At 65.5% G+C, this 12,537-nt stretch carries 12 protein-coding genes; 1 reads left to right on the forward strand and 11 read right to left on the reverse strand.

Annotation, left to right across the window (positions count from 1 at the left end; all coding sequences use genetic code 11):
• Positions 1-8: 8 nt before the first annotated feature.
• The 10 genes from D1F64_RS17845 to D1F64_RS17885 form a co-directional block, all read right to left on the reverse strand.
• Positions 9-815 carry an ABC transporter permease gene (locus D1F64_RS17845; protein ID WP_117413514.1) on the reverse strand — a complete coding sequence of 269 codons (807 nt, stop codon included), beginning with the start codon at positions 813-815 and terminating at the stop codon, positions 9-11.
• On the reverse strand, positions 805-1,746 hold the full coding sequence (locus D1F64_RS17850) for an ABC transporter permease (RefSeq protein ID WP_117413515.1): 942 nt from the start codon (positions 1,744-1,746) through the stop codon (positions 805-807). Before D1F64_RS17850 ends, D1F64_RS17845 begins: the two co-directional genes overlap by 11 nt.
• Positions 1,746-2,738 carry an ABC transporter ATP-binding protein gene (locus D1F64_RS17855; RefSeq protein ID WP_117413516.1) on the reverse strand — a complete coding sequence of 331 codons (993 nt, stop codon included), beginning with the start codon at positions 2,736-2,738 and terminating at the stop codon, positions 1,746-1,748. The genes D1F64_RS17850 and D1F64_RS17855 overlap by 1 nt, the downstream gene beginning before the upstream one ends.
• Before the next feature lie 76 nt (positions 2,739-2,814).
• Positions 2,815-3,981 carry an ABC transporter substrate-binding protein gene (locus D1F64_RS17860; RefSeq protein ID WP_117413517.1) on the reverse strand — a complete coding sequence of 389 codons (1,167 nt, stop codon included), beginning with the start codon at positions 3,979-3,981 and terminating at the stop codon, positions 2,815-2,817.
• A gap of 192 nt (positions 3,982-4,173) precedes the next feature.
• Positions 4,174-5,073: a LysR family transcriptional regulator gene (locus D1F64_RS17865; protein ID WP_117413518.1), complete on the reverse strand. Its 900-nt coding sequence runs from the start codon at positions 5,071-5,073 to the stop codon at positions 4,174-4,176.
• A gap of 104 nt (positions 5,074-5,177) precedes the next feature.
• Positions 5,178-6,398, reverse strand: coding sequence for an amidohydrolase family protein (locus D1F64_RS17870; protein WP_117413519.1), 1,221 nt, complete (start codon positions 6,396-6,398; stop codon positions 5,178-5,180).
• A complete protein-coding gene (locus tag D1F64_RS17875) occupies positions 6,395-8,656 on the reverse strand; it encodes an ATP-binding cassette domain-containing protein (protein WP_346432330.1) in 2,262 nt (753 codons plus the stop codon). The genes D1F64_RS17870 and D1F64_RS17875 overlap by 4 nt, the downstream gene beginning before the upstream one ends.
• Positions 8,557-8,907, reverse strand: a complete 351-nt coding sequence (locus D1F64_RS25530) for a hypothetical protein (protein WP_346432266.1) — start codon at positions 8,905-8,907, stop codon at positions 8,557-8,559. The genes D1F64_RS17875 and D1F64_RS25530 overlap by 100 nt, the downstream gene beginning before the upstream one ends.
• Positions 8,908-8,919: 12 nt before the next feature.
• The gene (locus D1F64_RS17880) at positions 8,920-9,795 is read right to left on the reverse strand and encodes a branched-chain amino acid ABC transporter permease (RefSeq protein ID WP_117413520.1); all 876 of its coding nucleotides are present in this window, start codon (positions 9,793-9,795) and stop codon (positions 8,920-8,922) included.
• A gap of 102 nt (positions 9,796-9,897) precedes the next feature.
• Positions 9,898-11,040, reverse strand: a complete 1,143-nt coding sequence (locus D1F64_RS17885) for an ABC transporter substrate-binding protein (RefSeq protein ID WP_248304795.1) — start codon at positions 11,038-11,040, stop codon at positions 9,898-9,900.
• Positions 11,041-11,329: 289 nt separating this feature from the next.
• On the opposite strand from D1F64_RS17885, the gene D1F64_RS17890 reads away from it, so the two are divergent.
• Positions 11,330-11,746: a nuclear transport factor 2 family protein gene (locus D1F64_RS17890; RefSeq protein WP_117414696.1), complete on the forward strand. Its 417-nt coding sequence runs from the start codon at positions 11,330-11,332 to the stop codon at positions 11,744-11,746.
• A 4-nt stretch (positions 11,747-11,750) separates the two neighbouring features.
• On the opposite strand, the gene D1F64_RS17895 is transcribed toward D1F64_RS17890, so the two are convergent.
• On the reverse strand, positions 11,751-12,440 hold the full coding sequence (locus D1F64_RS17895) for a GntR family transcriptional regulator (protein WP_117413522.1): 690 nt from the start codon (positions 12,438-12,440) through the stop codon (positions 11,751-11,753).
• Between the last annotated feature and the right edge of the window lie 97 nt (positions 12,441-12,537).

Raw genomic sequence — 12,537 nt, forward strand, 5'->3', positions numbered from 1 at the left:
CTCGGGTCTCACTTGCCCTGACCCGACACGGCATCGGTGTCGCGGGTCAGGTAATAGGCGGCGATGATGGGCAGGAACGTCACCGCGATCACGAAAACGGCGACAACATTGGTGACCGGCCGCTGACGCGGCCGCACGAGCTCGTTGAGCATCCAGATCGGCAGCGTCGTCTGCTGGCCGGAGGTGAAGGTGGTGACGATGACCTCGTCGAAGGACAGCGCGAAGGCCAGCATGCCGCCGGCAAGCAACGCGGTCGCGAGATTGGGCAGCACCACGTGGCGAAAGGTCTGGAAGCCGTCGGCGCCGAGATCCATCGACGCCTCGACCAGCGAGCCGGAGGTGCGGCGCAGTCGGGCGGCGGCGTTGTTGTAGACCACGACAACGCAGAAGGTCGCGTGGCCGAGCACGATGGTCCAGAAGGAAAACGGGATCTCAGCCAGGGAAAACGCCGAGCGCAGGGCGATGCCGGTGACGATGCCCGGCAGCGCGATCGGCAGAATGATCAGCAGCGACACGGTCTCGCGGCCGAAGAACCGCGATCGGGTGACGGCGGCGGCGGCGAGCGTGCCGAGCACCAGGGCGATGGCGGTGGAGATTGCCGCCACCTTCACCGACAGAAGCAGCGCGTCCCAGATGTCCTGCCGGTCCCAGACGACGGAGAACCATTTCAGCGTCAGTCCGGGCGGCGGGAACTGGTAGCTCTTCTCCTCGGTGGTGAAGGCATAGAGGATGATCATCGCCAGCGGCACGTGCAAAAACAGCAGCCCGGCGGCGGCGGCGATCTTCAGCCTGAGCGGGGCGCGGTCAGAGCGCATTGAAGGCTCCCATGCGCCGCGCGGCCCAGAGATAGACGCCCATGATCAGGATCGGCACCACCGAGAAGGCCGCGGCGAGCGGGATGTTTCCGGCGGTGCCCTGGTGCGTGTAGACCGCCTGGCCGAGGAACAGACGTGACGAGCCGACGATCTGCGGCGCGATGTAGTCGCCCAGCGTCAGCGAGAAGGTGAAGATGGAGCCCGCGACGATGCCCGGCAGCGCCAGCGGGAAGATCACCGTTCGGAACGTCTGCCCGGGCGCGGCGCCGAGATCGGCCGAGGCGTCGATCAAGGAGCCCGGCACCCGCTCGAGCGCCGCCTGCACCGGCAGGATCATGAACGGCAGCCACAGGTAGAGAAACACCAGAAAGGTGCCGATGTAGCTGATCGACAGCGACGGCCCGCCGATCACCGGCAGCCCGAGCACCGCGTCGAGCGCCCAGGACAGATGCAGCCGCTCGATCACCCAGGTGAGCGCCCCCTCCTTGGCCAGGATCAGCTTCCACGCGTAAACCCGCACCAGATAGCTCGACCACAGCGGCAGCATCACGGCGAGGTAGAAGGCCGCCTTGACGCGGCCGGAGGCGTAGCGCGCCGCGTAATAGGCGATGGGAAAGCCGATGGCCGCCGCAGACAGGGTGACCAGCGCCGCCATGGTCACCGTGCGCACGATGATGTCCATGTTGGACGGGCGCAGCAGCTCGCCGTAGGTCTTCAGCGTGAACTCGCGGATGATGACGCCGGAAAACTCGTCGATGGAAAAGAAACTCTGCGCCAGCAGCGCAAACAGCGAGCCCAGATAGACGACGCCGAGCCAAGCCAGCGGCGGCGCCAGCAACAGCGCCAGCAGCAGCCTCGGCCGCCGCAGCAGCACGTCGGACAACCGCCGCGACAGGCTCTCGTGCTCCGTGTGGGCCTGCACCGCGCGCATCAGCCGTGCATCCTGTGCGGCGCGCTCCCGGGCCAGCTCAGCACCACCGACGTGCCGGCCTCGAAGGGCGCGGCGGCCGCCGGCACGAGCGCGGTGAGCCGGTCCTCGCCGAGCGCCAGCGCGTAACGGTGGCTTGCGCCCTGATACTGGACGCTCTCGACGACCGCGGGGAGCCCGTCCAGCCCGCAGCCCTGCGAAACAGTGATCTTTTCCGGCCGCAGGCTCCAGAAGCCCTCGGGCATGCCGAGACGCCTCGCCAGCGCGGGAGCGAGCACGTTCGACCCGCCGACGAAATCGGCGACGAAGGCGCTCTGCGGCCGCTCGTAGATGTCGCCCGGAGTGCCGGTCTGGACGATGCCGCCCGCGTTGAACACGGCGACACGGTCCGCCATCGACAGGGCCTCGCCCTGATCGTGGGTGACAAAGACGAAGGTGATGCCGAGCGTCCGCTGCAGCGCCTTCAGTTCGATCTGCATCTGTTCGCGCAGCTTCAGATCCAGCGCGCCGAGGGGCTCGTCGAGCAGCAGCACCTTGGGCCGGTTGACCAGCGCGCGCGCCAACGCCACGCGCTGGCGCTGGCCGCCCGAGAGCTGCGCGGGCTTGCGGCCGCCGAACCCCTCCAGCTTGACGAGCGCCAGCATCTCCTGCGCCGCCCGCCTGCGCGCGGCTCGCGCCTCGCCCCGGATCATCAGCCCGTAGGCGACGTTGTCCTCCACGTTCATGTGCGGGAACAGCGCATAATCCTGGAACACCGTGTTGACGCTGCGCCGGTAGGGCGGCACGCCCTCCGCCGTCTCGCCGAAGATCTCGATGTGCCCGGACGTCGGCTGCTCGAAGCCGGCGATCAGCCTGAGACAGGTGGTCTTGCCGGAACCGGAGGGGCCGAGCATGGCGAAGAACTCGCCCTCGGCGATATCGAGATTGACGCCGTCCACGGCCTTCACCGCGCCGAAGTGCCGCGAAATGTTTTCGAAACGCACCGCACTGGTCATTCCGGATCCTGATGCTTGATGTATTCGGGTGCGCGAAATGGAGACGACCCGCGCACGGGCCGTCCCCACATCAACCTCAGCGGCCGCCGAGCACAGCGATGTAGTCCGAGACCCAGCGGTAATAGGGCACGCAAGCCTCCTGGCTGCCGCAACTGGAAACCGGCGTGCGCCAGAAGTGGGTGCGCTCGAAATTGCCCAACCCGTTGGTCTCGCAGCCTTCGTCGCCGAGCAACGCGTTGCCCTTGCAGGCCTCGAGATTGGACGGCACCGAACCGAACCAGGCGGCGAGGTCGCCCTGCAGCTTCGGGCTGATCGAATGCTCGAGCCACATGTAGGCGCAATTGGGATGGGCGGCATCCGCATGCATCATGGTGGTGTCCGCCCAGCCGGTGGCGCCTTCCACGGGAATCGTGCTGGCGATGGGCTGGTCCTGGGACTTCAGGATATTGACCTGGAACGGCCACGAGGAGGAGGCGACGACGCCCTCGTTGGTGAAGTCATCGATCTGCACGAAGGCGTCGTGCCAGTAACGCGCGACGACCTTGCGCTGACCTCGCAACAGCTCGAGCGCCGCCTTGTACTGATCCTCGTTCAGCTCATAGGGATCCTTGATGCCGAGATCGGGATTGTTGTGCATCAGGTAGAGCGCCGCGTCCGCGATGTAGATCGGCCCGTCGAACGCCTGCACCCGGCCGACGTTGGACTTGCCGTCGGGAAGCGTCTGTTCCTCGAACACGATGTTCCAGCTCGCGGGCGGCTCCTTGAAGGTCTCCGTGTTGTACATCAGCACGTTGGAGCCCCACTGGTAGGGCACGCCGTAGTGCGTGCCGCCGACCGTGTGCCACGGCGCGTCCTTGAGCCGGTCGTCGACCTTGCCCCAGCTGGGGACCAGATCGGTGTTGATCGGCTGCACGCGCTTGCCGGAGATCAGCCGCAGTGAGGCGTCGCCCGATGCGGTGACGAGATCGAAGCCGCCCTCGTTCATCAAGGCGACCATTTCATCGGAGGTGCCGGCGGTCTTAATGTTGACCTTGCAGCCGGTGTCCGCCTCGAAGGAGGTGACCCAGTCGTAGGCCTTGTCGGTTTCGCCGCGCTCGATGTAGCCCGGCCACGCGACGATATCGACGGCCCCTTCGCCGGGGCCGATTTCGGTTTTCATCTCCGCGCCGAATGCGGTTCCCGCATGGGGCACGACAAGGCTGGCCGCGAGAAGCGTGGCGGCTGTGCGTCGAATGCTGCGCATGGAAGTCTCCCTGTTGCCCGAAGTCCGGCACAGACCCCCCTGGTTTTTCTCGGCCCATGCGACTTCTGACAGGAGCATGACTCGCAGCGTCGATCTTTCGCCAATGCAAAATTCAGAAGGCCAATATCGATTTTTCCGATACCAGACAGATGAGTACCACCCGAAACCGTTACGGCAGGCCCGGCAGACGCTCTACCGGGCGCGATGCATCTTGCTGATACCGATGAAATCGCTGGCGTTGGCCGGCAGCCCGGAGCCGCGCCGCCAGACGATGCCCACGTGCACCGACGGCAGCGGTTCGGTGGCGGGACGGGACTCGATGCGGTCACCTTCCAGCGACCAGGGCCGGTAGACCAGATCCGGCAGGATGGCGACGCCCGCGCCCGTGGCCACCAGCCCGCGCACGGCCTCCACCGACCGGGTGCGGAAGGCCACCTTGGGCCGGAATCCGTGCTCGGACCAAAACGTCTGGGTGGCTTCCTCGACCTCGTCCAGCGACAGCATGACATGCGGCTCCTTGGCCACATCGGACAGGGACACGGTGTCCGAAGCCGTCAGTGGATGGCCGTGCGGCAGCCAGACGCGGTATTCCATCCGCCCGAGCAGTTCCATGCGCAAGGCCTGGTCGACCCGCTGGTCGGGCACCACCATGACGGCCACGTCGAGCTCGCCGTTGATCAAAAGATGCTCCAGATATTCGCGGTTGTCCTCAACGGCGGAGACTGTAACCGCCGGATTGGCGCGCCGGTATCGCGCCAGCAGATCGGAAAACACATAGCCCGCAACAAGCGAGGTGACGCCGACATGCAGCTCGCCGGTGGCGCCCTCGCCTTCCACCGCCAGCGACCGGCGCGCGTCGGCGACGGTCTCCAAAATGCGGCTGGCATGGCGCAGGAAAAGCTGCCCCTTGTGGGTCAGCATGACGCCGCGCCGGGTGCGCTCGATGAGCTGCAATCCGAGGTCGGCCTCCAAATCCTGCACGGCGGTGGTCACCGTGGATTGCGAGACGGCAAGCTGCTGCGCCGCGCCGGAGATCGACTTGGCGTCGGCCACCGCGATGAAGAACTGCAACTGCCGTAGCTTGAAGGCCATATCGGGCGCTATCCCCAGACCGCTTCGCGGAACACCCGATCATTCCTAACCGAATTGCAGTGCTGGTGCGCCCCCGAATTCAGGACTTCATCCGGCGGGTTTGTTCACGGCGCGAAAAGCCGCGCCGGCGCCTGCTCGAAGGTCATCCGGCCGCGCTTCATGCCCCACAGCGGGCGCACGATCTCCGCCACCACCTGGCCGCCGCTGGTCGCGGGCAGCGCCACGAAGGTCGCCTCCTCGCCGACGGCGATCCGGCGGGCCATGTCGATCAGCCGGCGCGGAGCATCGGTCACCATGTCGAAACAGGCCTCCAGTTCCGCCTTCGTGCTGAGCTGGTGCACGTTGGCATAGAGATTGGCCATGCGCGGCAGCGACAGATCGCCATAGGGCGTGAACGGGTTGAGCACGTTGTTGGTGGCCACGGTGCAGCACACGCCCTGCGCGTGAAACAGGTGCGCAGGGGCCACGCCGCGCGGCACCAGATGATCCGATCCGCGTCCCATCAGAAACAGATCCGTCGCGGGCAGCACGGTGAGCGCGACACCCGCCTCACGCATCAGCCCGATCGCCTGGGCCAGGTCATCGGGCGGCAGGGCGGAGAGCTTGGTCACATGGCCGATGGCCACCCGCCCCTGCCATCCGAAGGCGATCGTCTGGCGGGCGATTTCATCGAGATGCCGCCAGCTCGGGTCCAGATCGAAATCCAGATGAAAATCCAGATCCACGTCGTGGGCGCGGGCCATCTCGAACAGTATACGGATCTGCGCCTGCGGATCGGCATCGGTGTAGGGACAGCCTCCGAGGAGATCCGCCCCCATGTCCAGCGCCTGTTCCAGAAGCTCGCGCGTGCCCGCCAGATTGGTCAGACCGTCCTGCGGGAAGACGCACATCTGCAGATCCAGCGCCCAGGCGAAGTCACGTTTCAGACGCAGCACCGCCTCAAAGCCTTTCAGCCCGATGACGGGGTCGATCTCCACATGGGTGCGCAGCGCGTTGGTGCCCTGCACGATGGCCTTCTCCAGCACCCCCTTGCCGCGCGCGTAGACATCCGCCTCGGTGAAGCCGGCTTTCGCCTGGACGACGGACGCGATGGCGCCCTCAAGCGTGCCGGTCTCGTTGCGGCACCGGTCGAGGATACAGGCCTTGTCCAGATGGATATGGCTTTCCACAAACCCGGGAATGAGCAGGGCGCCCGCCCCGTCGATCTCCTCGCCCGGCGCCGAGAGTCCCGGCCCGATTTCCGCGATCGCGCCGTCGCGCACAGCCACATCCACAAGCCCCTCGGAGCCGGCGACGCGCACCTGCCTGATGAGAAAGCCGCTCATCGAGCCACCTCCGAACGGTCGTCCCGGGCGTCACCGCCCAGATAGGCGGCGGTGAGGCGGGGGTCTGACGCCAGCGTCTTGGCGGGGCCTTCCATGACGATCCGTCCCTGCTCCAGCACGTAGCCGTAATCGGCCACGCCCAGGGCCAGGGAGGCCATCTGGTCGACCAGCAGGATCGTGGTACCCTCGTCGCGAAGCTCGGCCAGAATGGCGTAAAGCTCATTGATCATGGCCGGCGCCAGACCGAGCGACGGCTCGTCCAGCAGCAGCACCTTCGGCCGGGCCATCAGCCCGCGGGCGATCGCCATCATCTGCTGCTCACCACCCGACAGAAGCCCGGCGCGGCTGGTCAGCCGGTCCTTCAGGCGCGGGAACCGGTCCAGCAGCGCAGGGATCTCCGAGGGGTCCGAGGTCCCGCGGCGCTTGTAGGCGCCCAGTTCAATGTTCTCCAGAACGGTCAGTTCCGGAAACACCTGACGCCCCTCGGGCACAAGCACCAGGCCGCGGCTGACGAGCGCATGCGGCGGCAGTTCCTGCACGGGCTCGTCGTTCAGGATGATGCTGCCGGAAACCGGGCGGTGCAGGCCGGAAACGGCAGACAGAAACGTTGATTTGCCGGCACCGTTCGCGCCCAGAAGCGCCACCATGGCGCCGGGGCGCACCTTCATGGAGACATCCTGCAGCACCGGCGCCGCGCCGTAGCCGGCCGTCAGCTTCAGGGTGGAGAGCACCGGCGTTTCCTCCTTCGCCAGCGGTTCGGCCCGCGGCAGCGCCGGGGCGGAGCCGTCGCCGAGATAGGCGGCGATCACCGTCTTGTCGGACTGGATCTCGGCGGGCGTGCCGAAGGCGATGGGCTTGCCCGCGTCCACGGCCTGGATGCGGTCGGAGATGCCCATGACAAGCTCCATGTCATGCTCGACAAGAACGACCGCGATGCCGAGATCCGCGATCTTGCGCAGCAGGACCGAGAGCTGATCCTTGTCGGCGCGCATGAGACCGGCCGCCGGCTCGTCCAGCAGAAGGATCCCCGGCTGCAGGGCGAGCGCGCGGGCGATCTCCACCAGACGCCTGTCCACATGCGGCAGATCACCCGCCCGCTTGTCCAGATCGCCGGTATAGCCGCAGTAGCGAAGAAACCCCGCGGCCCGCGAAAGGTTCTGAGCGGACTCGATGGCCCGGAACGGCGCCAGCAGCGCGCCGCGCGGCATGCCCGACACCACATTGGCCACGACCGACATTTTCTCGAACAGTTTGGTGGTCTGGTAGGTGCGCGCGATGCCGTGGCGCGCGGCCTCATGCGCCGGCAATCCGGTCAGATCCACCGCGCCAAGCGTAATGGTCCCGTCCGTCGGCTTGTAGAAGCCGCTGACCATGTTGAGGATCGTCGTCTTTCCCGCGCCATTGGGGCCGATGATGGAGGTCACCTGCCCCGGCTGGAACGCAAGCGAGACGTCTTCCACCGCCCGCACACCGCCGAAGGAAATCCCCAGATCGGCAATCTCGAGAACCTGCGGCCTGGCGGCGGCGATGAACGCCTCGACATCATCCGCATCGATCGGCGTGATGGCGCGTTTCGGGCGCGGCAGAAAGGCGGTCACCGTGCCCACCAGCCCGCGCGGGGCGATCAGCAGCACGACCACCAGAAGCGCGCCGAAGAACAGCAGCCGGTATTCGGCGAGAGCGGAGAGAAACTCCGGCAGCAGAACCGTCACCAGCGCGCCAGCCAGCGGCCCCAGCACCGTTCCCGCGCCGCCGATCAGGATGGCGAAGAGATACAGGATCGACTGGGAGAACGGGAAATTGCTCGGCGCGATGAACATCATCAGCGGCGTGAATAGCCCGCCGGCCAGACCGGCCATCGCCGCGGCAATGGCGAAGGCGGCGGATTTGACGACAAACGGCTTGTAGCCAAGAGAACTCGCGGCGATCTCGGCGTCGCGGATGCCCGTCATCGCCATGCCCCAGCCGCTATCGGCCAGCCGCCGGTACAGATAGAGCGACAGACCGGCCAGGAAAATGCCGAGAAGCACCAGATCGCGTTCCGCAAAAACGTAACCGCCGATCTGCGGCATCGGAAAGCCCATGAGACCGTTCTGGCCGCCCGTCATGGAGCGCCACTCCACCGCGCCGTGCTCGACGATGAAGGCGAACGCGATGGTCACCATGGCGAGAAACGGACCCGCCATGCGGGCGGCGGGAATGGCGAGAAGACATCCCGCGGCCCCGCCAGAAGCGCCGCCGAGGGCAGCGCCAGCCAGAAGCTGACGCCCGCAAGCGTCAGGACGCCGCTGGCATAGGCGCCGATGGCGAAGAAGCCGACCTGACCGAGCGAGACGAGGCCCGTCAGGCCGTACAGGACATTGAGACCGACGCCGAGAATGGTCGTCAGCGCCACAAGGCCCATGATGAACTGGATGTAGCCTCCGGCCGTTGCGGCGACCGCCGCGCCGCCGATGGTCAAAGCCAGAATGAGAAGATCGAGCGCCGCCCGGGACATGAATGTTTGCATTGGTGTGGACCCTCAGACCTTCTTCACAGCCGGACGGCCGAACAGCCCGTCCGGCTTCCAGATGAGCGCCAGGATCACCAGGGCGAAAACGACGATATGCGTGGAGGACGAGCCGAGGTAGGTGGTCACCAACGCCTCGACCAGACCGTAGAGGAAGCCCGCGAGCATGACGCCCGAGGCGGATGTCATGCCGCCGAGGATCGCCACGGCGAAAGCCTTGAGCCCGAACAGGGTTCCCATTTCCGAATGGACCGAGAACAGCGGCGCGATCAGCAGACCGGCGAAGCCCGCCAGCATGGAGGACATGGCGAAGGAGCCGGTGACCATCGCCGTGGTGTTGATGCCCATAAGCCGCGCCGCCTGGAGGTTCTGCACCACGGCCAGCAGCGCGCGGCCCTGCAGCGTCTTGCGGAACAGGAAATGCAAAGCGAGCGCCACGCCGATGGCGGCGAAGGGAATGAGGATCTGTTGCGGATAGATTCCGGTGCCGGCGAATTGCCAGGTGGATTGGGTCAGCGCGGATGACAGCGCGCGCGGCTCATTGCCGAAGGTGAACAGCACCGCGTTGTCGAGAAAGATGCCGCCGGCCACCGTGGCCATCAGCCAGGCCTCGGAATTGCGGATCACGAAGGGGCGCACAAGCAGGATTTCGACCACGCAGCCGAACAACCCGCAGCACAGGATCGCCAACGGATAGGCCACGAACCAGGGCAGACCGACGCGTTCGACGAACACATAGCCCAGCACGGCGCCGAGCATGACCACGGACCCTTGCGCGAAATTGACGGTCGAGGAGACCGAATAGGTGATCTGAAAGCCCAGGGCGATGAGCCCGTACATGCTTCCAAGCCCGATGCCAGTGACAAGCGCGGCGATCAAGAGGGTCATGCGCGTTTCCCGTTCAAGTGCGATTGGTGTTTTTCGGGTCCGGAGCCCGCTTTTGGGAAAGGGCCTCCCGCGCGCCGGCGGCGCGCGGGAGGCCGCAGGTCATCAGTCCTTCAACGGAATGATTTCGCCTTCGACGAAATGCGCGAAGACATAGTCTTCCGGGCCGATCGCGTCCTGGTCTTCCGGCGAGAACGGGTCCGTGTAGGTCTTGATCAGGCCCTCGACATTCTCGATGTCGTACATGGCCTGACGGATCGCCGGGCCGTCGGTCGAACCGGCCTTCTCGATGGCCGCGGCCAGCAGCAGCATGGCGTCATAGGCGTTGGCGATGCCGGTGGCCGGGGTCACATCGGCCGTGGTCTCGATTTCCGGAAACGTCTCCTGGAGCTTGGCGAACATGGCCTGGCCCTTCGCGTCGCCTTCCGTGAAGAGATAGGTCTGGATGAAATGCAGCTTCTCGCCGCTCTTGCCCGCCAGCTCGGTGAAGCGGCCGCCGGCCGGACCCCAGTGCGACGCCATCGGCACGTCCCAGGCCATGCGGTCGAGCGACTTCACCACCTGGGCGGTGGGCGCCACATTCGCGACGACGAACAGGCCGTCCGCGCCGTTTTCCTTCAGCCGGGTCAGCTGCGGCACCACGTCCACATCGTTGGATTCGAACTTCTCGATGCCGGCGTGTTCCATGCCGCGCTTCTCCAGCGCCTTGATCAGACCCTTTTCGTTGGACTCGCCCCAAGGGTTGTTGATGAGGATCATGCCCGGCTTCTTGGAGCCGTAGTTGGAGACCAGATACTCGGTGATCGCCTCATCCACGTATTCGTCCACCGCGGAGACGCGGAAGATGTAGTTTTCCTCCGCACCGTTCTTGGTGATGCCGGTGCCTGCCGCCCAAGGACCGACGAAGGGCACTTTCGACTGGTTGGCGAACGGCACGATGGCGAAGGACACAGGCGTGTCGAGACCGCCGATCAGGGCCGCGACGCCTTCGCGCTGCACCAGCTCGCGCGCGGCGACTAGGCCCTTGCCCGGATTGCTTTCGTCGTCGCGGCTGACGAGTTCGATCGGCTTGCCCAGCACGCCGCCCTTTGCGTTAATCTCATTGATGGCGATGGTCAGGCCGCGGGTGATCGCCTGGCCGGACTTCGCGGACTGGCCGGACAGCGCCGCGACCAGGCCGATCTTGACGGTGTCCGCGGCCAGCGCGGGGAAGCCGGTGGCAACCGCGAGGCTGACCACGCCCGACATCAGGACGCGACGCGTCATTTTAGGAAAAGAACGGGAAGACTGCATGCTGTGCTCCTCTGGATTTCAGCTCGATCGATCCGATACCCTTGTCAAAGCAAGCGGGATGCCAGAGTCATAAAATCGTTTAATAACAAATCGTTGTATGAAAATGCCTGCCTCACACCGGCGCTTTAACACCTGCCTCGCCCAAATTGCATGCAATTATTGCATACAAAATTTGCATACAAAATTGCCGGCAGGCATCTATCATGGCCAAAAGCGATCTCATCACGAACGGGGCACCGATTACATGACCGCGACGAACACCACCGACCGTCTCAGCCCGGAAGCGCGCATCGTCTATGACTATCTGGAAGCATCGATGAAGCCGGACCCGGATCTGGCCGCCACGTATGTCGCCGACACGGTGACGATCACCTTCACCGGCGGCCGCACGTTCGACCACCCGTCCGGGCCGACGGGCTTCAATGCCAAGCGCTACAAGTGGGTGAAGAAACGGATGGACACGTTCGACGTGGCAGAAGGGCCGAACGGCACCGTGGTCTATTCCGTGGGAACACTCTATGGCGAATGGCCGGACGGAACGCCCTTCGAAGGCAACCGCTATGTCGACCGCTTCGAGGTCGAGAACGGCAAGATCACCAAGATGGACGTGTGGAACGACAGCGCCGAGCGCATTCTGATCCGCATGGATATCGAGGCGTAGAGCGCTATTTGCCTTCGCGGACCGAGCGGGCATAGGGCTCCAGCGCGTCGAGATAGATCGACTGGCCCTTGGTTTCGGACTTGATCAAGGCGCGGTCCGCGACCGCGCCAAGATGGCCGCGCATCAGATCCCGCGCCCGCGTCTCGTCTCCCGAGGACAGGGCGTCGATAATCTCGCGATGTTCCTGGATGCCGCAATTGGCGGAATGTGGCCGCGAATAAAGCGCCAGCGTCAGGCCGCACCGGTAGCCCACCTCCACCACATAGCGCGCCAGAACAGGGCTCTCGGTCAGTTGCGCCAGCAGAATGTGGAATTCGGTGGCCAGCCGAATGGACACCGGCTCCGGGCCGTCCTCCGCCGCGATTTCCTTGTCCAGATGGGCGTTCAGAGCCTTCAAATGCGCGGGCGTGAAGTCCGCGATCAGGCGGCTGACCACCAGATCCTCAATCTGACACCGCAGCTCGAAGAGGTCCCGCGCCTCCTCCAGGCTGGGAGTCGCCACCACCGCGCCGCGATTGCGCCGGAGTTCCACCAGCCCTTCCGCCGCCAGCCGTTCCAGAGCCTGGCGCACAATCGTCCGGCTCGCGCCGAAGCGCTCGCCAAGCGAGTCCTCGGGCAACTTCATACCCGGCGACAGCGCCCGCTCGAGAATGGCGGTGCGCAGGGCCGCGCAGATTTTTTCGGACCGGTTCATGCAGGACAAGCGAAAAAGAGGAAGGGACTTGATCCACCAAACCAAATTCGCACCGGTTTGCCAAGCATCCGTATCGCCACCGCGAAATCACCGCTCG

Origin of the sequence: Breoghania sp. L-A4 (assembly GCF_003432385.1) — a bacterium.
In the GTDB taxonomy this organism is placed as follows: domain Bacteria; phylum Pseudomonadota; class Alphaproteobacteria; order Rhizobiales; family Stappiaceae; genus Breoghania.